At 66.9% G+C, this 26,304-nt stretch carries 27 protein-coding genes and 1 tRNA gene; 18 read left to right on the forward strand and 10 right to left on the reverse strand.

The genetic code is table 11. The features are described from left to right. Positions 1 to 2: 2 nt before the first annotated feature. Positions 3 to 857, reverse strand: coding sequence for an SDR family NAD(P)-dependent oxidoreductase (locus BMX17_RS04865; protein ID WP_092658236.1), 855 nt, complete (start codon positions 855 to 857; stop codon positions 3 to 5). A gap of 95 nt (positions 858 to 952) precedes the next feature. Between BMX17_RS04865 and BMX17_RS04870 the strand changes: the two genes are divergently transcribed. The 11 genes from BMX17_RS04870 to BMX17_RS04920 all read left to right on the forward strand — a co-directional run bounded on the left by BMX17_RS04870 (position 953) and on the right by BMX17_RS04920 (position 11,556). Continuing rightward, a complete protein-coding gene (locus BMX17_RS04870) occupies positions 953 to 1,330 on the forward strand; it encodes a Rid family detoxifying hydrolase (protein WP_092658238.1) in 378 nt (125 codons plus the stop codon). Next, a complete protein-coding gene (locus BMX17_RS04875) occupies positions 1,330 to 1,542 on the forward strand; it encodes a DUF7981 family protein (RefSeq protein WP_092658240.1) in 213 nt (70 codons plus the stop codon). Before BMX17_RS04870 ends, BMX17_RS04875 begins: the two co-directional genes overlap by 1 nt. Before the next feature lie 27 nt (positions 1,543 to 1,569). Continuing rightward, positions 1,570 to 1,651: transfer RNA gene (locus BMX17_RS04880), tRNA-Ser, on the forward strand. Positions 1,652 to 2,121: 470 nt separating this feature from the next. After that, complete coding sequence (locus tag BMX17_RS04885; protein ID WP_139203426.1) at positions 2,122 to 2,943, forward strand: DUF6159 family protein; 822 nt, start codon at positions 2,122 to 2,124, stop codon at positions 2,941 to 2,943. 42 nt (positions 2,944 to 2,985) lie between these two features. Next, complete coding sequence (locus tag BMX17_RS04890) at positions 2,986 to 3,378, forward strand: DUF7383 domain-containing protein (protein ID WP_092658244.1); 393 nt, start codon at positions 2,986 to 2,988, stop codon at positions 3,376 to 3,378. Between the two features lie 55 nt (positions 3,379 to 3,433). Further along, positions 3,434 to 4,306 (forward strand): alpha/beta fold hydrolase, encoded by an 873-nt coding sequence (locus BMX17_RS04895; protein ID WP_092658246.1) that lies wholly within the window; start codon positions 3,434 to 3,436, stop codon positions 4,304 to 4,306. A 186-nt stretch (positions 4,307 to 4,492) separates the two neighbouring features. After that, positions 4,493 to 6,172 carry a thermosome subunit beta gene (thsB, locus tag BMX17_RS04900; RefSeq protein ID WP_092658248.1) on the forward strand — a complete coding sequence of 560 codons (1,680 nt, stop codon included), beginning with the start codon at positions 4,493 to 4,495 and terminating at the stop codon, positions 6,170 to 6,172. A 300-nt stretch (positions 6,173 to 6,472) separates the two neighbouring features. Next, positions 6,473 to 6,925 carry a hypothetical protein gene (locus BMX17_RS04905; RefSeq protein ID WP_092658250.1) on the forward strand — a complete coding sequence of 151 codons (453 nt, stop codon included), beginning with the start codon at positions 6,473 to 6,475 and terminating at the stop codon, positions 6,923 to 6,925. 214 nt (positions 6,926 to 7,139) lie between these two features. Beyond that, entirely contained in the window at positions 7,140 to 9,797 is a 2,658-nt protein-coding gene (locus tag BMX17_RS04910; RefSeq protein WP_092658252.1) for an alkaline phosphatase PhoX, read from the forward strand. Between the two features lie 37 nt (positions 9,798 to 9,834). Beyond that, positions 9,835 to 10,506 carry a PGF-CTERM sorting domain-containing protein gene (locus BMX17_RS04915; protein WP_092658254.1) on the forward strand — a complete coding sequence of 224 codons (672 nt, stop codon included), beginning with the start codon at positions 9,835 to 9,837 and terminating at the stop codon, positions 10,504 to 10,506. A gap of 96 nt (positions 10,507 to 10,602) precedes the next feature. After that, positions 10,603 to 11,556 (forward strand): AEC family transporter, encoded by a 954-nt coding sequence (locus BMX17_RS04920; RefSeq protein WP_092658256.1) that lies wholly within the window; start codon positions 10,603 to 10,605, stop codon positions 11,554 to 11,556. On the opposite strand, the gene BMX17_RS04925 is transcribed toward BMX17_RS04920, so the two are convergent. Together BMX17_RS04925 and BMX17_RS04930 are read right to left on the reverse strand one after the other, a co-directional pair. Then, positions 11,553 to 13,004: an MATE family efflux transporter gene (locus BMX17_RS04925; RefSeq protein WP_092658258.1), complete on the reverse strand. Its 1,452-nt coding sequence runs from the start codon at positions 13,002 to 13,004 to the stop codon at positions 11,553 to 11,555. The two genes, BMX17_RS04920 and BMX17_RS04925, sit on opposite strands and share 4 nt — an antisense overlap. Further along, positions 13,001 to 13,618: a TetR/AcrR family transcriptional regulator gene (locus BMX17_RS04930; protein WP_092658260.1), complete on the reverse strand. Its 618-nt coding sequence runs from the start codon at positions 13,616 to 13,618 to the stop codon at positions 13,001 to 13,003. Before BMX17_RS04930 ends, BMX17_RS04925 begins: the two co-directional genes overlap by 4 nt. A gap of 180 nt (positions 13,619 to 13,798) precedes the next feature. Between BMX17_RS04930 and BMX17_RS04935 the strand changes: the two genes are divergently transcribed. Together BMX17_RS04935 and BMX17_RS04940 are read left to right on the forward strand one after the other, a co-directional pair. Continuing rightward, positions 13,799 to 15,544: a hypothetical protein gene (locus BMX17_RS04935; protein WP_139203427.1), complete on the forward strand. Its 1,746-nt coding sequence runs from the start codon at positions 13,799 to 13,801 to the stop codon at positions 15,542 to 15,544. 41 nt (positions 15,545 to 15,585) lie between these two features. Then, positions 15,586 to 16,191, forward strand: a complete 606-nt coding sequence (locus tag BMX17_RS04940; RefSeq protein ID WP_092658264.1) for a hypothetical protein — start codon at positions 15,586 to 15,588, stop codon at positions 16,189 to 16,191. Positions 16,192 to 16,312: 121 nt separating this feature from the next. Here BMX17_RS04940 and BMX17_RS25910 read toward each other — a convergent pair whose 3' ends face one another. After that, positions 16,313 to 16,480: a hypothetical protein gene (locus BMX17_RS25910; protein WP_170845328.1), complete on the reverse strand. Its 168-nt coding sequence runs from the start codon at positions 16,478 to 16,480 to the stop codon at positions 16,313 to 16,315. 52 nt (positions 16,481 to 16,532) lie between these two features. Here BMX17_RS25910 and BMX17_RS04950 point away from each other — a divergent pair, with 52 nt between their 5' ends. Beyond that, complete coding sequence (locus BMX17_RS04950; RefSeq protein ID WP_139203428.1) at positions 16,533 to 17,360, forward strand: hypothetical protein; 828 nt, start codon at positions 16,533 to 16,535, stop codon at positions 17,358 to 17,360. A gap of 9 nt (positions 17,361 to 17,369) precedes the next feature. On the opposite strand, the gene lrp is transcribed toward BMX17_RS04950, so the two are convergent. After that, positions 17,370 to 17,825 (reverse strand): HTH-type transcriptional regulator Lrp, encoded by a 456-nt coding sequence (lrp, locus tag BMX17_RS04955; protein ID WP_092658270.1) that lies wholly within the window; start codon positions 17,823 to 17,825, stop codon positions 17,370 to 17,372. A 127-nt stretch (positions 17,826 to 17,952) separates the two neighbouring features. Here lrp and glnA point away from each other — a divergent pair, with 127 nt between their 5' ends. Further along, positions 17,953 to 19,326 carry a type I glutamate--ammonia ligase gene (gene glnA / locus BMX17_RS04960; protein ID WP_092658471.1) on the forward strand — a complete coding sequence of 458 codons (1,374 nt, stop codon included), beginning with the start codon at positions 17,953 to 17,955 and terminating at the stop codon, positions 19,324 to 19,326. A 44-nt stretch (positions 19,327 to 19,370) separates the two neighbouring features. Here the strand turns inward: glnA and BMX17_RS04965 are convergent, their stop codons facing one another. Continuing rightward, positions 19,371 to 20,276 (reverse strand): phosphatase PAP2 family protein, encoded by a 906-nt coding sequence (locus BMX17_RS04965; protein WP_092658272.1) that lies wholly within the window; start codon positions 20,274 to 20,276, stop codon positions 19,371 to 19,373. Between the two features lies 1 nt (position 20,277). Then, positions 20,278 to 21,546, reverse strand: a complete 1,269-nt coding sequence (locus BMX17_RS04970; RefSeq protein WP_244514934.1) for a YihY/virulence factor BrkB family protein — start codon at positions 21,544 to 21,546, stop codon at positions 20,278 to 20,280. A gap of 112 nt (positions 21,547 to 21,658) precedes the next feature. Between BMX17_RS04970 and BMX17_RS04975 the strand changes: the two genes are divergently transcribed. After that, positions 21,659 to 22,060: a hypothetical protein gene (locus BMX17_RS04975; RefSeq protein ID WP_092658276.1), complete on the forward strand. Its 402-nt coding sequence runs from the start codon at positions 21,659 to 21,661 to the stop codon at positions 22,058 to 22,060. Here BMX17_RS04975 and BMX17_RS04980 read toward each other — a convergent pair. After that, positions 22,057 to 23,169, reverse strand: coding sequence for a tRNA (guanine(26)-N(2))-dimethyltransferase (locus BMX17_RS04980; protein WP_092658278.1), 1,113 nt, complete (start codon positions 23,167 to 23,169; stop codon positions 22,057 to 22,059). The two genes, BMX17_RS04975 and BMX17_RS04980, sit on opposite strands and share 4 nt — an antisense overlap. Positions 23,170 to 23,310: 141 nt before the next feature. On the opposite strand from BMX17_RS04980, the gene BMX17_RS04985 reads away from it, so the two are divergent. Together BMX17_RS04985 and BMX17_RS04990 are read left to right on the forward strand one after the other, a co-directional pair. Further along, on the forward strand, positions 23,311 to 23,658 hold the full coding sequence (locus BMX17_RS04985; RefSeq protein WP_092658280.1) for a hypothetical protein: 348 nt from the start codon (positions 23,311 to 23,313) through the stop codon (positions 23,656 to 23,658). Positions 23,659 to 23,703: 45 nt separating this feature from the next. Next, positions 23,704 to 24,108: a pyridoxamine 5'-phosphate oxidase family protein gene (locus tag BMX17_RS04990; RefSeq protein ID WP_092658282.1), complete on the forward strand. Its 405-nt coding sequence runs from the start codon at positions 23,704 to 23,706 to the stop codon at positions 24,106 to 24,108. A 61-nt stretch (positions 24,109 to 24,169) separates the two neighbouring features. Here the strand turns inward: BMX17_RS04990 and BMX17_RS04995 are convergent, their stop codons facing one another. Together BMX17_RS04995 and BMX17_RS05000 are read right to left on the reverse strand one after the other, a co-directional pair. After that, positions 24,170 to 25,222, reverse strand: coding sequence for an aldo/keto reductase (locus tag BMX17_RS04995; RefSeq protein ID WP_092658284.1), 1,053 nt, complete (start codon positions 25,220 to 25,222; stop codon positions 24,170 to 24,172). A 71-nt stretch (positions 25,223 to 25,293) separates the two neighbouring features. Beyond that, complete coding sequence (locus tag BMX17_RS05000) at positions 25,294 to 26,274, reverse strand: CPBP family intramembrane glutamic endopeptidase (RefSeq protein ID WP_092658286.1); 981 nt, start codon at positions 26,272 to 26,274, stop codon at positions 25,294 to 25,296. Positions 26,275 to 26,304 lie beyond the last annotated feature (30 nt).

The following is a 26,304-nucleotide window of genomic DNA, read 5'->3' on the forward strand; positions in this document are numbered from 1 at the left end:
CTCTACTCGTACGTCGACAGGTGACCCCCGGCCCAGGTGAGGTCCTCGCCGTCGAGGTGCTGGCCGTACTTCGAGAACCCGAGCGTGAAGAGGTTCGCCACGTCGACGGGCTCCATCATCTCTTTGACCTGTGACTCCCCGAGCATCACGTCCTCGACGACCTCCTGTTCGGTGATGCCTCGCTCCTCGGCGGTGTCGGGAATCTGATCGGTCACGAGTGGCGTCTTCACGTAGCCCGTCGAGACGGTGAACGCGCGCAGGGTGCCGTCGCCCTCCGCCGCGATGGATTTCGTCAGCCCGCGCAGGCCGAACTTCGAGGTGATGTAGCCCGCCTTGTCCTGGGTCGCGGTGTGGCCGTGGATCGAACACATATTCCCGATCGCTCCCACGCCGTCCTCGGTCTCGCGGATGTGGGGCATCGCGAGCTTGGCGATCAGGAACGGGGCCCGGAGCATCACGTCGTGCATCAGGTCGTACTTCTCCATCGGGAACTCCGGCAGCGGCGAGATGTGCTGGAGGCCCGCGACGTTGGCGACGTAGCGCAGGTCGCCCAATTCGGCGGCCTCGTCGACGATTCGCCGCACGGCCTCGTCGTCGGTCAGGTCGCCCGCGATCTCGTGAATCTCGCCGTCCACGTCCAGCTTCTCGGCCTTCTCGGTCGTGCCGGCCAGTCCCTCTTCGTCCACGTCGGTCGCCGCGACGGCGAGGCCGTTCTCGGCCAGTGCCACGGCGGACGCGCGGCCGATGCCCGAGCCCGCGCCGGTCACCAGCGCCACGCTGTCGGTCGTGAAGCGGTCGTCGTCCAGAGTCAGAATGCGGTCGGCCGTGAGTTCGGGGGGTTCGACGCCGTCGGTCATGGCTAACCCCTCACCGGCCAGCCGAAAAAGCGGGCGGGTGCCGGCAGACCTCTCCACCGCCGGCATTTAAGTCTGCGCCGCCCCCGGTAGCGGGTATGAAACGCACCGTCAGTACCGACGACGCGCCCGCCGCGGTCGGCGCCTACAGCCAGGCCACCGCCACCGACTCGCTGGTGTTCACCGCCGGCCAGATCCCCCTCACGCCGGACGGCGACCTGCTCGACGACGCCCCCATCGCCGACCAGACCGAGCAGGCCCTGGACAACCTCGCCGCCATCCTCGACGAGGCCGGCGCGACCATGGACGACGTGTTGAAAGTCACCGTCTATCTGGCCGACATCGACGACTTCGAGGCCATGAACGAGACCTACGCAACCTACTTCGACGACGAACCCCCGGCCCGCAGTGCCGTCGAAGTCGCGAACCTCCCGAAAGGCGTCGGCGTCGAGATCGAGGCCGTCGCCACGACCTGATGGACCCCCGTCTCAAGTCGAGCCTGCTGTGGGGCCTGGTCGGCGGGCTGGCCTTCCTGGTCCTGTTGCAGGGGTACGAACTCGTGAGTACCGAACGGGTGGCCTGGCTGGTGAAATTCGCCGTGGCGGCCCTCGTCGTGATCGGCGCGACCGGGGTGAGCTACCTCTACCAGTTCGGGCTGCCGACGGACGCCCCAAAGGGTAAACGTTAAACGCAGAACGGCGATAGGCTCAGGTGAGCCAGGATGGCCGAACGGTAAGGCGCACGCCTGGAAAGCGTGTTCCCTTCCGGGATTCTGGGTTCAAATCCCAGTCCTGGCGTGTCTGTGACGAGCAACCCGTGAGCGACGCCGACCGTCAGCGAGGCGTCGCTCACTCCTCGCGAGTCACGACCGACAGTGGATTTGAAGCCCTGGAAGACGCAGCCCCGGGAGCGCAGTGAACGGAGTGAGCGAGCACCCCGGACCGTCTTCCTCTGGGTTCAAATCCCAGTCCTGGCGTACCACCTTTTTACTTCGTCGGGTGGCGGCACGGCCGCCACCCTCCTCGCAAAAACGTGGGCGAAAAACGGGCCGAACTCGCGGCGTCGCCGCGAGTTCGGTACGATACCCTGCCTCAACCGCACAGCTACCGCACAACTACCGCACAGCTACCGTACTGCCACCGGCACAGCTACCGTACTGCCACCGGCACAGCCACCGCACTGCTCCCACTCCGCTCCCGCTACCGCCAGGACTGCCGGACGCGACAATCCAAAACAGATATGTGATTTCTGCGTCAAAAGAGCCCGTATGGGGATATTTAGCCGCCTGAAGATGGGCTGGAACCTGTCGATGGACAGCCTCCGCGTCCTCCGCAAGCAACCGGAACTGACACTGTTTCCGGTGATCAGCGGCGTCGCAGGGATGCTGTTCATCGCCCTGCTGTTCGGTGGATCGTACGTCCTCGACCTGTTCGAGGGCACCATGGCCTTCGTCGTCCTCTTCGTGTTCTACCTGGGGACGGCCTTCATCGCCTCGTTTTTCAACGCCGGGCTGGTCTACAGCGCCCGCGAGAGTTTCGAGGGGCGTGAGCCATCCGTCAAATCCGGCCTGGCCGCCGCCTGGCGACACAAGACGCCGCTGTTCGTCTGGGCAGTGATCTCGGCGACCGTCGGAATGTTGCTCCGGGCCATCGAGAGCGACGACAGCATCGTCAGCAGCATCATCGCGCTGGTCGTCAGCGTCGCCTGGTCGATCATCACCTACTTCATCATCCCGGTGATCGTCTTCGAGGACGTCGGCCCGCTGGAGATGTTCAAGCGCAGCGGCGAGACGTTCAAGAACACCTGGGGCGAGACCGCGGGCGCGAACTTCGGCGTCGGACTGGTCTCCGCGCTGTTCATGCTCGTCGGGCTGGCCGTCGCCGTCGCCGTCTTCTTCGCACTCGGCGGGTTCGGCGGTGGGCCCGGGTTCCTCGTCGCCGCCGCCATCGGCGTGGTCGTCGTCCTCGTCGCGACGCTGCTGTCGACGGCGCTCGGTGCCATCGCCAAGACGGCGCTGTACGTCTACGCGACCGAGGGCAAGCGTCCGCCCGAGTTCGACAACGTCGATTTCGACCGCGGTGCACGCTGACGGATCACCGCCTTTCTTGTAGTCTGGAAGTCATGTTTGGGTATGAGCGAGCAGTATCGCGCCGACTACCGATTGCTGGAGATGCGGGAACACCTCGGTGAGAACCCGAACGCCCTCGACGTACCGTGGGCGGAGTTCGTCGGCGACCGCTCAACCGAACAGATATTTCGGGTCCCGACCGCCGAGGCCACCGACGCGTATCTCGAACTCCAGGCCTACGGCGTCGACGCGTACGGCCACGAGGTCGTCGTGAACGACCGGGCGCTCTCGGGGTTCGACGTGCCGCCCGGCGACGGCTGGCAGTACTGGATGACGACGATCCAGGTCCCCGACCTCCGGGAAGGGGAGAACACCCTCCGTATCCGCCGCGATCCCGCCACACACGACGAGTTCGTCGTCGGGACGGTCACGGTGAACTGGCGCGAACCTGTATAAATCCCCTCACGTCTCGGGAGACAGTCAAATCCGGGTCGGTACTGTGACCCGACATATGTCGACGCCAGCAGTGACGGAGACGACACTCGACACGACCGGACTGGAGTTCGCGGCGCTGACCTGCGGGGACGGGGACCGCGACGCCCTGCTGTTGCACGGCTTCCCCGACGCACCGCAGACGTTCGTGCCGCTGATGGACCGGCTCGCCGACGCGGGCTACACCTGTTATGCCCCCTATATGCGGGGCTACGGCGAGACCGAGCGCCCGCCGACCGAGCCGGGCAACTACTCGCCCATGCTGCTCGCCTCGGACGTGTTCGCGCTGACCGGCGAACTCGACGACCCCGACCCCCTCGTCGTGGGCCACGACTGGGGCGGGATGGCCGTCACGACGGCGGCTGTGGCGGGCGGGCAGGGACTGGGCACCTGCGTCTCGCTGGCCATTCCACCCAACTTCTGGTCGCAGTTCGACGACTACGCCACCCAGGCCATGCGAAGCTGGTACATGAACCAGTTCCAGGTACCCGGCCACGGCGAGGAGATCCTCCGGGCCAACGACTTCGCGCTGATCGAGCGCCTCTGGCGACTCTGGAGTCCCGACTGGAACTACGACGACGATCATCTGGAAGCCGTGAAAGACACGTTCCGCACCGGCGAGACCGTCGAGGCCGCCCTGCGGTACTATCGGGACGTCTTCGATATGTTCCTGCCGCGTCGCCGGTCCGAACAGGAGATCGCCGGGATCGACGTGCCCACGCTCGTGCTCGCGGGCGCGCACGACGGGTGTATCGGGGCCGACCTCTTCGAGGGCGTCACCGACTGCTTCGACGCCCGTGCCGACCTCGACGTGCTGAACGACGCCGGCCACTTCCTGCACGCCGAACGCCCCGACGCCGTCGCCGACCGAATCCTCGCCTTCGCCGACTGATCACTTAAACAGGGCTGCATTTCGGGGTCCGGTCGCCGACTGCCAGTGTGCGAACGCGACACACGGTCGCAGGAAACCCGTCGCAGGCGGCCGGATATTCGCCTCGGAGCGCCCTCATGAGCAGTCACTCGCTCGCCACCGGGACGATACTTTTTTATAGAAGCACTTTCAATCATTCGCTTGATTATGAGCCAGCAGCAGCGAATGCAAGGGCAGCCGATGATCATCATGGGCGAGGACGCCCAGCGGATGAAAGACAAGGACGCACAGGAACACAACATCGCGGCTGCTCGCGCGGTCGCCGAATCGGTACAGTCGACACTCGGCCCGAAGGGCATGGACAAGATGCTCGTCTCCTCGATGGGCTCGGTCACCGTCACCAACGACGGCGTGACCATCCTCCAGGAGATGGACATCGACAACCCGACCGCCGAGATGATCGTCGAAGTCGCCGAGACCCAGGAAGACGAGGCCGGCGACGGGACGACGACCGCCGTCGCCGTCGCTGGCGAACTCCTCAAGCAGGCCCAGGACCTGCTCGACCAGGACATCCACCCGACGGCGATGATTCGTGGCTTCGACATCGCCAGCAAGCACGCCCAGGCCGAGATCGACGACATCGCCGAGTCCGTCGATCCCGACGACGAGGAGACCATCCGCAAGGTCGCCGAGACCTCCATGACCGGCAAGGGCGCGGAGCTCAACAAGGAACATCTCAGCCAGCTCATCTACGAGGCCGTCCAGGCCGTCACCGTCGAGGCCGAGGACGGCTCCCACGTCGTCGATCTGGAGTTCCTCAACATCGAGACCCAGGAAGGTAGCTCCGCGGGCGACTCCGAACTGCTCGAAGGCGCTGTCATCGACAAGGACCCCGTCCACGAGGATATGCCGACCGACCTCGAAGACGCCTCCGTCATGCTGCTCGACCAGCCGGTCGAGATCGAGGAGGCCGAGGCCGACGCCTCCCTCTCGGTCGACAGCCCCGACCAGCTCCAGTCGTTCATCGAGCAGGAAGAAGAACAGCTCCGCGAGAAGGTCGACCGGATCGTCGACAGCGGGGCCGACGTGGTCGTCTGCCAGAAGGGCATCGACGACATGGCCCAGCACTACCTCGCCAAGGAGGGGATCCTGGCCCTGCGCCGCGTCAAGAAGACCGATATGCAGTTCCTCGCCGAGGTGCTGGGCGCGAACATCGTCTCCGACCTCGACGGCGTCACGGCCGACGACCTCGGCACCGGTGACTTCACCCGCGACGACGACGGCGAACTGTTCTACGTCGAAGGGACGGACAGTCACGGTGTGACGCTCCTGCTGCGTGGCTCGACCGAACACGTCGTCGACGAACTCGAACGCGGCATCTCCGACGCGCTCGACGTGGTCGCTGCGACCGTCACCGACGGCCGCGTGCTGGCCGGCGGCGGTGCCATCGAGGTCGAACTCGCGCGCCGCGTCCGCGATCACGCCGACTCCGTCGAAGGCCGCGAACAGCTCGCAGTGGAAGCCTTCGCCGACGCGCTGGAACTCGTCCCCCGCGTCCTGGCTGAGAACGCCGGGCTCGACTCCATCGACACGCTGGTCGACCTGCGCGCCGCACACGATAACGGCGACAAACGGGCCGGCCTGAACGTCTTCACCGGCGACGTCGAGGACACCTACGAGGCCGGCGTCGTCGAACCGGCCCACGCCAAGGAACAGGCGCTGTCCTCCGCGACGGAGGCCGCCAACCTGGTCCTCAAGATCGACGACATCATCTCGGCCGGCGACCTCTCGACCGAGGGCGACGGCGAAGAAGGCGGCCCTGGCGGTGCGCCCGGCGGCATGGGCGGCATGGGCGGCATGGGCGGCGGTATGGGCGGGATGATGTAACCCCACTTTTTGCACGCTCGTCGCGCCGGAGGCGCGACTCGCGGCAAAAACTTGGGGAAAAACGCTCCTCGCTCCCTGCGGTCGCTCGTCGGCGTTCCGCGCGCTCGGGCCTTCCGGCCCTCGCGTGCGGTGCAACGCCTTACTGCCCGCCGCACCGCTCCCGAACCGCTCGCAGACCATACCTGCGTTTCGACTGCGTTCTCCTGCCGTCTCTGTACTCTATAGAGCCGTCCGTTCCGTTCTGATCGAAACGTATCAGAATTACTTAAACTAAAGCCGAGGCGTGGCCGAACTCCGGCCATGTCCCGCTCAGTGGACCAGTCCGCCGACACAGAGGAGACCGTGTACGAGAAGTACGTCCTGAACGTCCGCGTCGTCGAAGTGACCGACGGCGACGACACACGCTACCGCTTCGAAGCGCCGGATCACTGCGGCAAGACGTTCGAGGACCCGGAGATGGCGACGCTGTACGCCGACGTGTACTTCGACGTGAACGGCTTCGTCGAGTCGGAGACGGGCGAGCGAGGCGTCCCGCCGAAGATCATCCCGGCGGGGCGGGACACGATGGTGGCGTATATGCGGACGCTCCCCGGTGCGGACGAGGACTGGGTGAGCTGTTACTTCGCCGAGCGACCCGACAAGATCAAGCGGCTCATCAGGAACGTCCGGGCGCGGGCGGAGAAGGTCCGGGCCGGCGTCGTCGAACAGGACGTGGCGGACCGGCACGGCTCGCGCCAGAACGTCGAGGGCTAGTCGCGCCCCGGTCGCGACCCCGCTGTTTCTCACCTGACTTCCGAGCGCTTCCCGTAGCGACTCGCGGTTCACCCCTGCACGCGAGGAGTGTCAAACGTACTCACGCATAACGGTACGAAGCGACGGCGATTGTATTTACGCGCACGTATCTTCCTTCCCCCAACGTACTGGTAATATAAAGTGGCTTTGTACGTGCATCCTGCTGTCCGCCTGCATGGTGGATCTCAATCGGCGAAACCTGATGAAATCGTCAGTCGCTGCCGCACTGGGGGCCAGTGTGGTGGGAATTGCCAGCGGTTCAGAGACGGAGATACCGGAGAGCGATACGTCCAGTGCGCCGAGCGTGGTCGGCGATATCAAGCGCTTTTCCACGACGGCCTACGGCGCCGAGGTCACGGGTCCGTTCGTCTTCGAGAACGGCGGCCTGCTGTACAGCCTCCAGCACCCGAGCGGCGACAACCCGGAACCGTTCGACCGGGCCGGTGTCGGCTACTTCAGCGGCTTCACCTTCGAGCTGGACGGCGACAACGACGACTTCGAGGAAGTTCCGGTCCCGACCTCGGATTCGGCCCAGGGGAAAGTCCGCTCGGCCAACCACGAGTACGTGTTGCTCGGCCAGGGTCGCGAGCCGATCAACGGCGGGAGCGAACGCCTCGGCGTGACCCAGACGCCCGACGGTAACGACATCTCGCTCGACAACTTCGAGGGCACTCAGTACGGCGGTGCCGCGACGAACCCGGACTGCAACCAGTTCGTCCCCACGGACGACGCGGGGACCGAGGGTTACCTGTTCACAAACTGGGAGAACAGCCCGGGGAACGTCAGCCGCATCCCGATCAGCATGACCGAGGACGGCGAGTGGGAGGCCGACCTGGAGAACGCGATCAACCTTGCCAACACGGAACCGCTCCGGGAACTCGGCGGGACCCGGATCAACTGCTACGGCGATCTCAGCCCCTGGGACACGATGATCTCCTCCGAGGAGAACTACGCACATCCCCGCGTCTCCCTGACCAACACGGTCGGCGACATCGTCGACGCCGGCTCCGGCGAGGGCATGATCGGCGGCTGCCAGTTCTGGAACCGACCGAACCCCAGCGACTGCACGGAGAACCTCGACTTCTCCCCACAGGGCTACTGGGCGCTCAGCGGCGTCGAGTTCCTGGCGTACTATCTCGGTGCCGACCGGATCGACCAGGGCAGTGACGCCAACACGACCGAGCCGATCTCGGACGTCTACCCGAACCCCTATCGGTACGGCTACCACGTCGACTTCCGCGAGCCGACCGCCGACCCGCCCCAGCCCGTCAAGTACTACGTCATGGGCCGCGCCGCGTGGGAAGCCCCCAACATTCAGGCCGACCGCAAGACGGCCTACGGGCTCTCGGACGGCGACAACAAGGGCATCTACAAGTTCGTCGCCGACGAGGAGATCGACAGTTACGACGACCCGATGGACATCGAGGGCACGCTGTACGCCCCGAAGATCACGAACGACGCGGCCTCGGCCGAGGACGCAGGCGTTCGCAACAACCCCGCCGAAACCGACCTCGTGATCGACTGGCTCCCGCTCGGGCACGCCAGCCAGCGCGAGTGCGAGGCGTGGATCGCCGAGTACGACGACGTGACCCAGGTCGACTACCTCGAAGCCCACACCGAAAGCTGGAGCGAGGGCGACGAGGTCACCGACGAGGTCCTGGCCGAAGCCGACCGGACCGTCGTCGAAGACGGCAACCAAAACTACATCACGAACGAGGAGATCGTCGAGTGGGCCCGTCAGTACGAGGAGAACGGCTACGACGGCGTCGACGAGGAGCTCCGGAGAGTGCCCTTCCTGGAGACTCGCGCGGCCGCCAAGGAGATCGGGGCGTCGATCGAGTTCAACAAGGCCGAAGGCGTCGACAGCCGCGACGGTGCCGGCCCCGGCGAGTTCGTCTACTTCGGCATCTCGGAGTTCAACGACGCCCTGGCCGACGAAGAGGGCGACATCCAGCTCGACCGCATCGACGGCGGCATCATCTTCCGCGGCGAACTGGAGCAGGATTACAACGTCTCCCGGCTCGAACCCGTCATCGTCGGTCCCGACTTCGTCCCGAGCGACCGGCAGGCAGACGGCGACGACGGCGTGGCCAACATCGACAACGTCTACGTGATGGACGACGGCCGCGTCATCTGCTGTGAGGACGGCTTCAAGGCAGGTCCCGCGAACTTCCCCAACGACGGGCTCTACGTCTACCAGCCGCCGGTCGACGTGGACGTCGAGTCGCTCGCCATCGCCAACGGCGGCTCGGGCGAGGCCGACCTGACCGTGTCCTCGCTGCCGAACGGCTTCTCGGGCGCCCGCGTCACCGTCTCGACCAGCGACGACGGCGTCGCCGAGTTCACGGGCGCGAGCTACGACGACGCGCTCGGCATGACCGCCGACCCCAAGGTGGCCGCGGACGGCCAGTCGGTCGAACTCCGCGTCGCGGACCTCGACGGCGAGATCCAGCCCGGCGCACAGAACGTCACGCTCGGGACGCTCGAACTCGACGCCGACGGCACCGGCACCACCGACCTCGAAGTGACCGTCCACGACATAGACGACGAGGGAGGGAGCGAGATCGACGTGCAGGAACGGATGGGGATGGTCGTCACCGGCCCGCCCGCCATCGGCGGCGGCCCCGCCGGCGGGCAGGCCCCGACCGACCCCGACGGCGACGGCCTGTACGAGGACGTCAACGGGAACGGTCGCATGGACTACGCCGACATCGAACTCCTGTTCGAGAACCTCGACGACGAGTCCGTGACGATGAACGTCGAGGCCTACGACTTCAACGAGAACGGCCAGATCGACTACGACGACGTGGTCGAACTGTACGAGGAACAGTAAGCCGACCGACTCCCGACACTCTCTCCCCCCGACAGCCATGACACGAACCCAGACGGTCGCCGCCCTCGGACTCCTCGCTGGCCTGCTGCTGGTCGGCGGGGTCGGGACGGCGACGGCCGACGACGGCGCACAGCTGACCGTCACGAACGCGACGGTCGAGGAAAACGAGACGAGCACGCTCCGACTCGCGCTCTCGCGCGCCCCGTCTGGGCTGTCGGGCTACGAGGTGACCCTCGAACTCTCCGAGTCGGGCGTCGCCGAGATCACGAACGCCAGCTATCCGGACTCGTTCCAGCTGACGACCGAGCCCGAGATCGTCGGCGACGGACAACGCGTGACGCTAGAAGCCGCCGTGACCGACACGCCACCCGGCGCGACGAACGTCACGCTGGCGACCGTCGAGGTCGGAGGCACAGGCGGCGGGACCACCGCCGTCCGTGTCACCGACGCACAGGTCGACGCCGACAACGGTAGCCGGGTCGCGCCCGCGTCCCGTTCCGGGTCGGTCGCCGTGGAACCGCTGTCCAACGACCGTGGTGGGGGCTCCGTCGGCGGTTCCGTGACCGACGGCGCGTCGGACAACCCGGCCGACGACCCGGGATCGGGTGACTCTCCCTCCCCGACCGGGGCGACCGGTCCCGGCTTCGGTGTGATCGTCGCGCTCACGGCACTGCTGGCCGTGGCGCTGCTGGCTCACCGGCGACGCTGACCGCTGACCGGCCGCCGCACCCGGCCCGTTCTCACACACCGCTTCTTTTCGCGCCGGATCGAAACCGTTGACTCGCCGCCGCGGCAGACTCGGACCGTGTCGCTGGTATCGGTGCTGGGTTCGGCGGTCTTGCCCGTCGTGGCCGTCGCCGCGGTCGGGTACGCGCTCGGTTGGACCAAGGACGTGGCCGTCGAACCGCTCTCCGATATCACGTTGTACGTTCTCGCCCCGGCGCTCGTGTTCTACAGTCTGGTGACGACACCCATCGCCGGCCCGACGGTCGCGCGACTGTTCGCCGGCGTGGCGGCCTTCAGTGTCGGGATGGTCGGCCTCGCGGAACTGGTCGGCCGCGCGCTGGGCGAGGACGAACCCGTCCTCGGAGCGCTCGTCCTGACGAGTACGTTCTCGAACGCGGGCAACTACGGCATCCCGCTGTCGGCCTTCGCCTTCGGCGCACTCGGGCGGAGTACGGCCGTCCTCTACATCGTCGCCCAGTCCGTCCTGATGTACACGGTCGGGGTCTACGTCGCCGCCCGCGGCGAGGCCGGGTCGGCCCTGGGCGCGGTCACGCGGGTCTTTCGGCTCCCGCTCGTCTACGCGCTGGCGGCCGCGGCCGTCGTCCGGGTGGGTGACCTCGCGCCGCCGACCGACACCGCCGTGATGGAGACGATCCGTCTCACCGGCGATGCCGCGATCCCCGTCATGCTGCTCATGCTCGGCATCCAGCTGGCGAACTCAAGCGGCGGGAGTTCCGTCGCCCGGACGGCCCCAGCGAGCGCGCTCAAGCTACTGGCCGCGCCCGTCCTCGCGGCCGGCGTGGCACTCGCGGTCGGACTGACGGGGACGGTCGGCCGGGTGTTCGTCCTCGAATGCGCGATGCCGGCGGCGGTGACGCCGCTGATGCTGACCATCGAGTTCGGGTCCGGTGATACCGCCGCGGGGATTTCGGCTGCGGACTACGTGAGCACGACGATCCTGGTCACCACGCTCGCGAGTCTGGTGACACTGACCGGCCTGATTGCGCTCCTGCAGGCGGGCGTGATCCTCTAGTCGTCGGTCGCGGCCGCGGGGCTACCCAGCTCCGACTCCTCGCCGCCCTCACCCTCGCCCTCGTCCTCCGTGAGGTCGGACTCGCGCCAGGTGCCCCGCCTGAACCAGAGGTAGGCGACGACGGCAGCGAGGACGTTCGAGATGGCGAAGGAAGCCCAGATCCCGCTCGGCCCGTAGATCTGTGCACCGAACCAGGCGATGGGGAGCCGGATGAGTCCCAGCATGAGCACCGTGATCGCGGCGGCGGTCAGCACCTTCCCCGCGCCACGGAAGCCGCCGCTGTACGCGCGGGTCACGCCCATGAACCCGAAGGTCGGCGCGACGATCCGGAGGAAGTTCGCGCCCTCACCGATCACCGCCGGGTTGTCCGAGAACAGGCCCATTATCGCCGGTGCGGCCACGAAGGTCACGACGCCCAGCGCCGCGAGGATCACGAACGAGGCCTTCGCGGCGAAGTGGTTGGCGGTCGCCGCGCGGTCGGGCTTGTCCGCCCCGATGTTCTGCCCGGTCATCGTCTCGACGCCGCGGTCGACCGCGATGGCGGGCATGAAGATCGTCGAGAACACTCTGATTCCGACGCCGAAGGCGGCCTCCACGGTGACGGAGAAGGTCGCAACGATCACCAGCAGGAGGTTGACCGACACCGCCCGCCCGGTTCCCTCGACGGAGGCCGGAATCCCGATCCGCAGGAGCCGCCGGGCGTAGGACAGATCGGGGACCATGTCACGGACGTTGATCTGGATGCCGCGCCGGCCCTGGACCATGATCCCGACGCCGACGGCCATCGCCAGCCCCCGGGAGAAGACCGTCGCGATGGCTGCGCCCTGCACGCCGAGTTCGGGGAACGGCCCCCAGCCGAAGATCAGGAACGGGTCCAGCGCGACGTTCAGGATCACGGTCCCGAGCATGACGAGCATCGGCGTGATCGTGTCGCCCGAGCCCCGCATCAACGCGATGAACACGATGAAGCCGAACATGAACGGCAGGCCGAGGGTGACGACCTCCATGTAGTCGGTCGCCGGCGGCAACACCGCGCCGGAGGCCCCGATCAGCGCCAGGAAGTCCTCGACGAGGAAGAAGCCGGCCAGTCCCAGTAGCGCCGAGAACAGCAGGGCGAACGTGATAGTCTGGGAGGCGGCGTACTCGGCCTCGTCGGTCTCCTCGGCCCCGGTGTACTGGGCGACCATCACGCTCCCGGCCACCGACAGCCCCATCCCCAGCGAGATCAGCAGGAAGACCAGCGGAAAGCCGAACGTGATCGCCGCCAGCGCCACGGTGCTGTACTGGCCCAGCCAGAACGTGTCCGCGAGGTTGTAGGTGACCTGGAGCAGGTTGGTGATGACGATCGGCAGGGAGAGATAGAACAGGGGCCTGGCGATGGGGCCGCTCGTCAGCTCCAGTTCCTCCTGGCCCACGAACAGGCCGCTCAGACGCTGGCGGATGCTCATTCGGGACCGACCTCCTGTGGTTCGCGGTCCGGGCCGTCGACCGTCAGCGTCCCCTCGATGTAGGCAGTGAGCATCCGGCGAGTGCAGTCGGGGTCCTGGCCGACAGCGACCTGTTTCGTCCCCGCACCGTCCAGCGTCGTCACCAGGAACCGCGCGGCGTCCTCGGGGTCGATTTCGTCACGGATCGTCCCCGCTTCGATCCCGTCCGCGAGGACTGCCTGGAACTCGTCGTGGAGGAACGCGTCGAACCGCTGGAGTCGCTCGCGGATGCCCTCGTCGTAGGGGGCCTGGGCCTTCAACTCCAGCATGGCGGTCTTGAACGCCACCCGCTCGTCGTCGTCTTCGACGGGCGGCGAGAGAACCTTCTCGACCAGCGCGCGCAGGCGCTCGGGCGCGGTCTCGCCCGGCGGGTCGCCCACGCGCTCGGTGAAGCTGTCGTAGAGGAAATCCAGAAACGACTCCAGTAGCTCCTGCTTGCTGTCGTAGTGGTAGTGGAGGGCGGCCTTGCTCAACTCGGTCTCGTCCGCGATGTCCTGCATCGTCAGATCGGCGTACCCGTGGGTACAGAGCGCACGGTACGTCGCCTCCATAATCTCGTCGCGCGCGTCGCTCATCTACGCCACCTTACTGACTGTTCAGTCAAAAGGATTGGGAAGTGCCGTGTCACGGTTTGACGCCCCATCGTTTCACGTGGAACCGACACACGAAACTTATGTGAGCGGCGGACCGATTGGCGGACAGACATGTTCCGTCGACTGGTCCTTGCGGGGGTAGTGGTGGCAGTGATTGGGAGTGTGGGTCTGGCTGTCCAGCCAGCGGCCGCGACCAGCACGAGTGCGCAGACAGCGGACAACGGGACGACCATGGACGTGCAATTCGACCGCGATGCGATTCACGTCGGTGACGGGACCGGTGTGCAGGCACACATGGAGGTCGATAATGTGTCGTCGGGAGCAGAGGTAGAGATAACGGCAGCGGGACTTTCAGAGGGGGCGCTTGCCGCGATGATCGACGGCGACATGACCGCCAACGGCGTTCGGACGACGGTGCCGGCAAACGGCACGATCCCCGTTCATGGTCCGCCGTCATGTACAACCGGCGACTTCGAGTTCACCGTCCAGCGATCCGACACCGGCGCGACGGCGACGGCTCCGCTGACACTCACGATCTTGGGAGACCTCGACGTTCAGTTCGAGCGTGCGAACTACTCCGGAACGCCCGGCAGTGTCGTCCCCGTCACGATCGACGCCGAGTGTGCAGACCTGAGAGTGGGGATCGCAGATCCGGACTCGGACTATCAGGTGTCGGTGGCAATCGACGACGACGACCGGAACCACACTCTCTGGATCGACACGGCCGAGCCGATGAACGCGAGTCAGCTGTTCACGGCCGAAATCGACGCGAACACCAGTGGGTACCGTCGATCCGGAACCCTCACGAAACTGAACGGAACGTATCGGCTGTTCGTCGGTTCCAGCCCCCGGACGCCGTTCACGGCCAACCTGACCGTCACGCCGAACGGGACGCCACGACCGACGGCCGAGGACGCGCTCTCGGTCGAAGTGTACTCGGATCTGTTCGTCACGAACGACGACAGCCAGTCTCGGCCGTTCCCCTTCGGACTCCGGGACCTGAACTCGAACGTCCCGGTCACTGCCCACCTCCGGAATGCGACCGCCGACATCCCGTCAGCGACGTTCGCAGCGATGGTTTCGAACGGTTCTATCCGGGAGGATCCACGAGTTCACCGGTTCGAGAACGGAACGGTGCCGCTTTTCATCCCGGCGGGAATGCGATGTCGGACTGGCGAGTTGACCGTCGCCTTCCAGCGTCTGGACACCGGCGCGACGGCGATGGCCGAGACGACTGCGGCCGCCAACGCCGCGGTCGGGGGGTCGCTCCACAGGAGAAACTACACCGTCGAGTCCGGTTCCGTCCTCCCTGTCACGCTCACGCGGGAGTGTCACGACCTGACGCTCGAACTCACCCGGACAGACTCTGAGGCGACGGCGTCGATAGAACTCGGCACGAATCGCTCCGTGGAGCGCAACGAGACAGTGTGGTTCGACACCGGACGTGCCGGGACCGCGAGCGGACTGTTCCGGTCGGAGGTCGGCACGCCGACCCGCAACACCACGACGGATTTCTCGGACGGCGCGCTCCCGCTCGGAATCTACTCGCTCAGAACAATCTACAACGATCACGAGATAGATACCGCGACCCTGACCGTGACGAACGAGTCGGCCGATGGACCCCCGTCGGACTCGACGGACGGGTCGTCCGGAATCACGACACCGACGCCGAACACAATCGTCCCACCGCCGACCGAAACGTCCACCACCGAGCACACCACCGCCGACCGCCCGACGACCGACCCGCCGACCACGGGACCGCTCCCGACGGTCGCGATCACGGACTCTGCCACAGCGGTGGCGACGAGTTCGGAGACTGCCGGTACTGGTCCAGGCTTCGGCCCCGGTCTGGCACTGGTCGCGCTTGCGGCAGTGATAGTACTCGCACTGCGCGGTCCTGAGCGATGACACGAGACTCATCCCGATACCGTCACGACTGCCGGACAGACATGTTCCGTCGACTGGTTCTCGCGGGGGTGCTGGTGGCGGTGATTGGGAGTGTGGGTCTGGCCGTCCAGCCACCGGCCGCGACGCCACAGGAAGCCGAGAACGCGACCGCGTTCGAGGTACGCGCCGCCAGCGACGAGATCCCGCTGGACGGGAACGGAACCGAGTTGTTCGTCTCTGGCGTGCCGGTTGGCACCCCGATAGAGATAACGGCCACCGGGATCGAATCGCCGACGCTGGGGTCGATGATCGACGGTGATCCGACCGCCGACGGCGTCCGGACGACCGTGCCGGCGAACGGCACGATTCCGGTGGCAAATCCGCCGGTACTGGGGTCGGGGGACTACGAGTTCACGGTCCAGCGCCTCGACACCGGCGCGACGGCGACGGATTCGGTCACGGTGACTCACGAGGGTGACTTCACCGCGGACTTCGCCCGAGACACGTACACGGGCACGCCGGGCAGCGTCGTCCCGGTCGAGATCACGACGCACTACGACCGGGCGACACTCCAGATCGTCGATCCGAACTCCGACTACCGGGCGTCGGTGACCGTCGACGACGAGGACCGGACCCACACGGTCTGGATCGACACGCCGCGCCGCTGAACGCGAGCGAACTGTTCACCACAGAGATCGACGCCGAAGCGACCGACCGCGAACGGAACGGGTACCTGCCGGAACTGAACGGGACCTACAGACTCCGGCTCGATCCACAGGTCTACGGGAATCAGAGCAACACGGCCAATCTGACGATATCGCCCGACGCCAGGCCGCGACCGACCGCGAGCGAAGGGGGGTTCTCGGCCGACGCGCTCTCGGACGAGTTCGCGACGAACGATCCGGGTGAATGGGCGTTCATCCGGGTCGACGGCGTTCCCGACGACGTCCCCGTCACCGCCGCCCTCCGCGATCCACCGGCACCGTTCTCACGGGCGACGTTCGGGGGGATGGTCCGGGGGCGATGGGCGGGTGGCGACATCGTGACGAACCGCTACGAGAACGGGACCGTCGAACTGTCGACCACCCCGGCGATGCGGTGTCTGGCTGCGGACCTGACACTCGCCTTCCAGCGGCTCGACACCGGCCGGACGGCGACGGCGATAATTACCGCGACCGTCGAACAGGAGGCGGGCGGAGACCTCCACAGCAGAAACTACACCGTCGCGCGAGGTGCCGTCCTCCCCGTTACCCTCACGCGGGAGTGTCACGAACTGACGCTCGAACTCGATCGGACCGACCCGAATGCGTCGGCGTCGATCACGCTTGCCGAGGACGAACCCATCGAGCGCAACGAGACGCTCTGGCTCGACACGACCCACGCGGGGAACGCGAGCGGGCTGTTCCGATCCGAAGCCGGGACCGTGACTCGCAACGCGACGACGAACGTCTCGGACGGCGCGCTCGCGCCCGGGACCTACCGACTCAGGGCAACGTTCGGCAGGTACGAGTTGGATACCGCGACCCTCTCCGTGACGAACCGGTCGAGCGGGCACTCACCGACGGAACCGACGCCTGAGTTCCCGGAAACGCCGCAGTCGACACCGAACACGATCGTGCCGCCGCCGACCGACACACCGACCACCCACCGCCCCACGACCACCGCGACGCCCTCGAACCGCACCGCCGCGGGCAACGCTCATCGCCCCGCCGGCACCGATCCGTTCGGAACGACCGCCGCGACGACAGACGCCTCCGGTCCCGGATTCGGCCCCGTCCTCGCGGCGCTGGCGGTCGCGGTGCTGGCGGTACTCGCGGTCCACAGAACCGGCGACTGATCGCGTTCGTTACTCGGCTTCGAGCGTGAACTGCTCGTGCTCGCTGGCGGCGTTGAGCACGACGCTCGTGTTCGACTCCTTGATCTCGGGATCGACCAGCATCTCCTTGATCTGGTCGTTCATGCCGTCGGTGTCGGTGAACTTGCCGATGGCGATGATGTCGTAGTCGCCGGTGACCTCGTAGACCGAGATCATCTGCTTGTGTTCTTGCAGGCGGTCGGTCACGTCCGGCAGGGCCGACCCCTCGACTTTGAGCTGGACGACCGCGGTCACGTCGTAGCCCAGCGCGTCGTAGTCGACTTTTGGCGTATATCCCGTGATGATCCCGTCTTCCTCTAGATCTTTGAGGTGATTCGAGACGGTCGTAACGGAAACGTCCAGTTGCTCGGCAAGGCTTCGCAAGCTCGCTCGTCCGTCGCCCAGCAGGGCATTCACCAACTTTCGGTCCAGATTTTCGTACGTCATTATATCTGCACAGACGCCCCTCCCTTTAGAATTTTACGAATATGCAATTCCCTTCGCTCTGACGGAAGACTTGCGCAAAGCAGTAGGGTTTTTGTATCTCGGGTCTACCGATCCGATGACGAGAAAGATGACAAACCCGAACATCAAGGCTGACGGCGGGTTGACAGAAGACGCACAGGCAGTAGTCGACGAGATCGAGGAGAAAAACGTCGATTTCCTCCGACTGCAGTTCACGGACATTCTGGGGACCGTGAAGAACGTCTCCGTGCCGGCAGAGCAGGCCGAGAAGGCGTTCACCGAGGGGATCTACTTCGACGGCTCTTCGATCGAAGGGTTCGTCCGGATCCAGGAGTCGGATATGCGGCTCGTTCCGGACCCGGACACGTTCTCAGTCCTGCCGTGGCGCAACAGCGACGAACACGCCAGCGCCCGGCTCATCTGTGACGTCATCAACACGTCCACTGGCGAGCCCTTCGAGGGCGACCCGCGCTACATTCTGAAGCAGGCACTCGAACGGGCCGAGGAACTGGGCTATACGGTCAACGCCGCGCCCGAACCCGAGTTCTTCCTGTTCGAGGAAGACGAGGACGGCCGCGCCACGACCAAGACGAACGACGCCGGCGGCTACTTCGACCTCGCGCCCAAGGACCTTGCCTCCGACGTGCGCCGTGACATCATCTACGGGCTGGAAGACATGGGCTTCGAGATCGAGGCCAGCCACCACGAGGTCGCCCAGGGGCAACACGAGATCAACTTCGAGTACGACGACGCCCTGACGACGGCGGACAACGTCGGGACCTTCCGGACGGTCGTGCGTGCCATCGCGGCCCAGCACGACCTCCACGCGACCTTCATGCCCAAGCCGATCCCGAAGATCAACGGCTCGGGGATGCACACCCACATCTCGCTGTTCACCGAGGACGGCGAGAACGCCTTCCACGACGGCGACGACGAGTTCGACCTGAGCGAGGAGGCCAAACAGTTCACCGCCGGGATCCTCGAACACGCGCCCGCGCTCGCGGCGATCACGAACCCGACCGTGAACTCATACAAGCGCCTGGTGCCCGGCTACGAGGCTCCCGTCTACGTCGCCTGGTCGGACCGCAACCGCTCGGCGCTGATCCGCAAGCCGGCCGCGCGCATCCCGGCCGCCAGCCGGATCGAAGCCCGCTTCCCCGACCCGTCGTGTAACCCCTATCTCGCCTTCGCGGCGCTCATCCACGCCGGACTGGACGGCATCGAGCGCGGCCTGGAGTGCCCCGACCCCGTCCGGGAGAACATCTACGACTTCGACGCGGAGAAACGCGAGGAGTACGGCATCGAGACCCTGCCCGAGAACCTCGGCGAAGCCGTCGAGGCCCTGCAGGAAGACGAGACCGTCTTCAACGCCCTGGGCGACCACATCGGCGAGAAGTTCGTCGAGGCCAAAGAGCAGGAGTACAAGGAGTACCTCGTCGACGTCTCCGAGTGGGAGATCGACCGGTACCTCGAGACGTTCTAAGCCGACTCGCTCTCTTTTTCGACCGTCGATGGGGATCGCGTCCACTACCCGAGAGCGGCATCGAGGCGCGCGCCGGCCACCGGCACCGCCACCAGCGCCGCGAGGACGACGCCGATCGCGAGGACGGTCCCCAGCGCCGCGAGGTCCAGTGTCGCGACGACCGCCAGCAGCCCGCCGACGACCAGAATTCCCGACACGGCGGTCACCAGCGCCTCACGTCCCGAGCGGGCCGTGATCGGGATTCGGTCCCGGAGGGAGACCCACGCGGCGGTCGCGCCGAGCGAGGCACCCAGGCCGAACAGCAGGTACTCGGTCGGGCCGACTGCGACCAGCCCGACCGCGGCCAGTGCCCCGGCCGCGGGGAACGACCGACCCGGTGTCGAGAGATATCGGGTCGCGAGAAAAAGCAGTGCGACGCCCAGTGCGACCCCGGCGAGGACGTCCCCGAGATAGTGGACGCCGACGACGACCCGGGACAGCGAGACGAGGGCCGCCAGGGTCGCGCCGACGTACAGCGGTCGGCGGTCGCCCGTCCCGGAGACTAGCCAGCCGAGGCCGCCGTAGACGACCGTGCTGCCGATCGCGTGACCGCTCGGGAACCCGTAGCCGTCGTCGACGCTCGCGTCGCTCACCAGCGGCCGGAGCGCGTCGGGAACGCCAGTCACGGCGATCGGTGTGTCGGCTCCGGGCGGGCGCGGGAGCGTGAAGACGTGTTTCAGGAGCGTGACGAGCGCGAGCGCGACGAACCCGAGTGCGACGATCTGGACGATCAGTTCACGGTCCAGTCGGTCGCCCACGAAGGGTGTCCGATCACCGAGCCAGTACAGCACGGAGAAGACGAGAAAATAGGCGGCCACGTCGCCCAGCAGTGTCACCAGCGCGAACGCAGCGACGAGGGGGTCTGGCAGTGCACCGAGTGCCTCGACGGCACCGGCGTCACGGACCGGCATCTCAGCTCCGGAACTCTTCGACGGTGTTGCGGAGACGGCCGGGGAGGCCGGCCATCGTGACGCCGATGCCGACCAGCACCATCAGCGTGTACAGGCCGAGCGTCGACAGCCAGATGACGAGCATGGCGAGGATGGCCCAGCCGCCGCCGAGGAAGTAGAACGCGCCGATGGTCATGGCGGTGCCGTACAGCAAGACCAGGTACGGGCCCCACCCGGTCGCGTGGCCGCGGCCCACGCGTCGGCGGACGTACCGCTTCAGGTCGCGTTCGATCTCCTCGCGGTGGACCGTCCGGTCGTCGATGTCCTCTTCGAACGCGTCGAGTTTCGAGCGGAGTTCCGCCAGTTCGTCCTCGACGTCCTCGTCCGGACCGGTCGCTGTCGTGCTCGCGTCGACACCGTCGTCGCCGTCGTCCGGCGCGCCCCCGTGTTCGTCGGACATACCTCGTTGGCCGACACCTCGTGGGGGTTCCTGTTGTAGTTGCCGGTTGCCGTCCTCCCGGCCGGCCAGCACAGCGTTCAAGACCACACCGGCCAGCAAGACGATACTCCCGACGTAGAACCACGTGACCAGGAGCAAGACGCCACCGATGACGCCGTACAGCTGGAAACTCCCCGCGCTCGCGGCGTAGAGTCGGAAGACCGTACTCAGGAGGGCCCAGCCGCCGCCCGCGAGGACGGCTCCGGGCAGGGCCTCCCGGACCCCGACCGGGACGTCCGGGAGGATCACGTACAGCGGGAGGAACGTGATGGTGAGCGTCAGCGCCAGTACGGGCGTCCCGAGCGCGGCGGTCAGCCGTCCGGGGACGAACCCGACGAGGACGTTGACGCCCGCCGCGACAGCCACGCCGGCCCCGACCGCCACCAGCGCGACGGTGGCGTCGGTCACCTGATTGACGAACGAACTCGACTCGGGGGTCCCGTACACCTGTCCGAAGGCGACGTTGAGGCCGCGGAACAGCTTCAGCGCGCCCCACACGAGTACCGCCACGCCGGCGACGGTCGCGCCGGCGCGCCCGCTCGCGCCGGTCAGCGACTCCAGCAGGACCTGTTCGCCCGCCGGCGAGAGGACACTCCCCAACTGCGCGACGACGGTCTCGGCTAGCGCTTCTCCGCCCAGCGCCGAGGCGACGACCAGCGCCAGCAACAGGAGCGGCATCAGCGAGACGAACGTGTAGTAGGCGAGGCTGGCGGCCAGAAACGTGATCTGCTCGGACCGCGCGGCGGTGACGACCGCCCGTGCGACACCCGTGGCGTCGGCGTTCCGTGACACGACTTCCAGTTCGACCGCCGGACCCAATACCGCATCGGAAGCCGGTCCGTCCCGTCTGGGGACGATCTGTAGGACCGAAAACCCATTTAGTCCCGGGCCTGCAGGAATCGGTATGGACGAGAAATACGAACGGGGGATCCTCCGCATCTCGGCCGTGTTCCTGCTCGCGGCTGTCCTCCTCATCCCGGTCGGCTACGCCGGGATCGCCGCCTCACCGATCCTGCCCGTGGGCTTCGCGGTTCTGGCCGGTGGACTCTACGTCGCCTGGCAACGCAGCGAGGAGTACGGCGTCTACCTCTCGGGCCTCTGGCTCGGCCCGGTCGTCGCGGCTATCGTCGCCATCGCCGGGTTCGTCATCGGTGCCTCGGCCGGCGAACTCCAGGCGCTGGGTGGTATCGTCGGTCTCGTCGGCGTATTCAACCTCATCCTCCGCCCCGTCTACCGAGCCGTCCACTACGTCGTCGCTGGCGCGGTCCAGATCGGCCGCGAGATCCAGGAAGAACGCTCCTCCTAGTGCAGGGCCGCCTCGATGTCGGCCACGTCCGCCGTCGTCTTGAACGTCGTTCCCCCGTAGTGGCTTCTGGAAGCTTCGTATCCCGCCTCGCGAAGCGCCGCCAGAAAGTCGTCCATCCCGACTGCCGACTCGTTCCAGCGCTTGTAGAGGCGGTGCTGGTCGTAGTGGGTCGGCGTCGATAGCTCCCCCTCGATAGTCGAGAGCAGGTCTCGCGCTCGGTCTGCAGTCCCGAACTCGTCGGTGACCTGCTCGCGGACGGCGGCCACGAATTCGGGGTCGTGGGGGTCGCCCAGCCAGATCGGCCCGGCGGTCTGGAGGTGATGCCCACAGTTGGGACACGCCTCGCGCGGGTCGGCCAGCAGGCCGCGCTCGTGCTCACGGTAGAGACAGTGCTGGCAGTGGTCGACGTGCCCGAGTTCGTCCAGCAGGGCGTTCGCGGCGCGGGCCCCCTGCTCCACGTCGAGGTAGGTCCGGGCGTAGTGGTCGGTGACGTGGCTGAACACGGGGCGGGCGGCCACGTCGAACTTCGCGGCGGTGCGGACCAGCGCCGACACCAGTACTCTGAGCCCCATCTCGGCGTGGTACTCGGTGTTGCGCGGGACCGCGCCGTACTTGCGGACGCCGCTCTCGAAGTGTGCGCCACACAGCGGCGCGGTGTCGGTCGCCGTGACACACAGGAGGCCCTGCGCGCTCCGGACGGCGGCGTCGGCGAAGGGGATGGGCGTCCCGAACGGGTCAACGTCCACCACGTCGAACCGCTGCTGGTGCATGAGAACGTTCGCATCGTCGTGGACGGTCTCCCCGTCGAGTCCGTTGCGCTCGAAGTTCTCGGCGGCCAGTTCGACGGCGTCGGGGTCCACGTCACAGGTCGTCGCCGTCCAGCCGTCGGCCGCGGCCCGGACGCCCCTGATTCCGCTGGCGGCCGTCGCGTCCAGATACGTGGTCGGCTCGCCACCGTCGCCCCCCTCGCGCTCCCGGTAGGCCCGCAACGTCGCCACCGTCAGGTCCCGGTTGAGTTCCATCTCCGGGTTGTAGAACACCTCGCCTTCCTTCCCGTCGGTGGCCTCTCCGGGGACCTCGACCTCGATACTGCCCTCCTCGATTCGCATACCTCCGATCCGGACGCGGGGGCGAAAAGGGATGCGCTCTGTCTCGGCCGGTGTCGGCCAGCCTCGCCGCTCGCGCATTCGGGGACGCTCCCCGTCTCCCGCATCGAACCTGTTTTGGCGGTCCACCACTATTTCAGGTCCGTGACAGCGGTCGACGACTGGGTGGCCGACCTGGCTACCGCCGGCGAACTCACTCCGGAGAGCGTCGACCGTATCGTCTCGCTCCACGGCGAGCGCGGCCAGCGCGCCATCGAAGCCGTCGGCGAACACCGTGTCAAGGAGTACCGCGATTTTACCGTCGTCGTCGGCTACGAGGACGAGTACATCGTCGAGGCCGGCGGTTGCAACTGCGCCGACTCGGAGTACAACCTCGATCCCGACGACCCCACGCAACTGTGCTGGCACGCCCTGGCCGTCCGGATCGCCGAGGCTATCGACGAGGTCGACCACCACGATATGTGGTACAGCGACGTGCGGGATTTCCTGTGAATCGCCGCCCCAGTCTATAATTGCCGACGGACCGTCCGGCGTACCATGCCCGAGGTTCCCGAGGCGTACCACGACCTGTTCGAGAAGGCGACGTTCGCCCACGTGACGACGATGCTCCCCGACGGCCGCCCGCACACCACGCCGGTCTGGGTCGACTACGACGCCGAGGCGGATCGCCTGCTGGTGAACACCGAGCGCCATCGCCGGAAGGCGAAAAACGTCGAGAACGATCCGACGGTCTCTGCGAGCATGACCGACCCGGATAACCCCTACCGATTCCTCTCGGTCACCGGCGAAGTCGACGAAACGACGACCGAGGGGGCGCGCGCCCACATCGACGAACTCACGATGCGATACATGGGCGAAGCCGAGTACCCCCAGCCGATCCAGAGTGAGCGGCTCCTCCTGTGTATTCGCCCCGACGAGGTTCACTCGATGAATCAGGCCTAACGGTCAGTCACCGGCGGCAGGCCGGTGACCGCGGTTCCGACCCCGTCGGTGTCCTCACCGGTCAGTCACCGGCGGCCTGCTTGTCCACGTCTTCCAGATCCGCACCGCCGACCGAGGAGCGCAGGGCGTCCATCCCGTCGTCGCGGTCGATGCCGAAGTTGTTCTCGGCGAGTTCCTCGACGCGCTCGAACTCCTCCTCGGAGAGTGCGGGCGTGTCGGCCGCGCCGGCCCACTCGTCGATGTCGTCGGTCGTCCGGAACGTAGGTGTGACCGAGGCCACCTCGTCGAAGGCCAGCAGCCACTGGATCGAGGCCTGTCCCATCGTGCGCTCGCCGTCGCGTTCGAGGAATCGGAGGTTGTCGACTTTCTCCCAGCCTGTCTCGTACCACTCGTCGGGGCGGTGCGCGCGGTGGTCGCCCTCACCGAGTTCGGTGTCGGGCGTGACCTGCTCGTTCAGGAGCCCGGAGGAGTGGGGAACCCGGGGGAGGATGGAGGTGTCGGCGTCGAGCCGGCGGACCTCCTCGATGGCGTGGCGGCCCGGCGTCTGCTCGAACACGTTGAAGACGAGCTGGAGGGCGTCGAACTCCTGTTCGACGGCCTCGGTAGCTTCCGCGAGCCAGCCGATGGAGGGGCCCAGCGCCCAGCCGATGGCCTCGACCTTGCCTTCCTCGCGGAGTTCGTCCAGCGTCTCCAGCACGTCCGGCGTGACCTCGTCGACGTTGGCGTTGTGCAACATCAACACGTCGACGTAGTCCATCCCTAACCTATCGAGCGAGCGGTCCAGCGCCGTCCGGATCCACTCGGGATCGACGCGCTTGGGGAGTTCGCCGTGGCCGGCCTGGGGGTTGTTGTAGAAGTCGTAGCCGACCTTCGTGGAGACGGTCACCTCGTCGCGGTAGTCGTCCAGGGCCTCGCCGACGAGTTCCTCCGAGTCGCCGTGGCCGTACACGTCGCCGGTGTCGAAGAAGGTGATCCCCTGGTCGATGGCGTGCTGGACCATGTCGACGGCCTGCTGGCGGGAGCGGTCGCCCCACCAGTCCGTGCCGACGACCCAGGCCCCGAAGCCGACTTCGCTGACCTCGACGCCCGAGTTACCGAGTTCGCGCTGGTTCATGCCCCCTCGTTGGCACGCGGCCCACTTAGCGCGTACGATTGTCGGCCGCCGTGCCCGTCGCCGCTCCGTCGCTACTCCCGCAGGCTGGGCACCGCCACGGACTCCCGGAGCGCCAGACCGCCGTAGGCCCGGCGGACCCACCACGCGGTCAGGGCCGTGCCAGTCACGAGCGCCAGCAGGACGAGCAGACCGCCCTCCGGACCGAACGCGCCGCCCGTGAGGAGCACGGGGCCGGTCGTCTCCGTCGCCAACACCGCGACGCCGACGGTGAGCCCGCTGACGGGCAGGCCGTACACCGCGCCGACGACGGCGTTCCAGGCGAGATGCAGGCCGATGGCCACGCCGAGCCGGTCGGTCCAGACGTACGCCAACCCGAGCAGGATACCGAAGAGCGTGATGTTCGTGACCGAGAGGACGCTCGCGCTGGGATTCGTCGCGTGGAGCAGGCCGAACAGTCCGGCCGTCGCGAGCGTCGCGATCAGGATGGCCCAGCGACGCCCGATCCGCTCGAATCCGCCCAGCGCCTCCGCCAGATTCGTCAAGAGGTAGCCCCGAACCAGCAGTTCCTCCGACACCGCGACGCCGAGGAAAAAGATCGCGACCGCGAGCAGGCTCGTCGGCGTCGAGAGGGTGCCGAACGCGATGCCGGCGTCGGCGTCCCGGACGAACGTCCCCGTGACTCGCAGCCAACCGGCGAGAAACGTGACGGCGACCAGCAGGGTCGGGAGAATCACGCCAAGCGCCAGCCCGAAGCCGGCGTCGCGGAGCCACTGCCGGTCCACATCCAGTCCGAGGGCATCGAGTGGCCGCCGTCCGACGAGGTAACTCGCCGTCGGCAGTGCGAGCACGACCGTCACGAAAAACAGGCTCTGGCCGACGACGCCGTCGATGCCGCCCAGCGTCGCGAGCACCAGCGAACCCAGGAGGAGGTTGGCGAAGACGAGCAGGCCGGCCCCGGCGGCCAGCCGCCAGGGGAGTCGAGGCCGGCGTTCCCGCCGGTTCCAGACGACGCTCACGACGAGTCCGGCGATACCGCGTTCGTCCTCGGCCATTGCCGGTGTGTCGAGCGCCCACGGGATGAA

This window comes from Halorientalis persicus (assembly GCF_900110215.1).
Taxonomy (GTDB): Archaea; Halobacteriota; Halobacteria; order Halobacteriales; family Haloarculaceae; genus Halorientalis; species Halorientalis persica.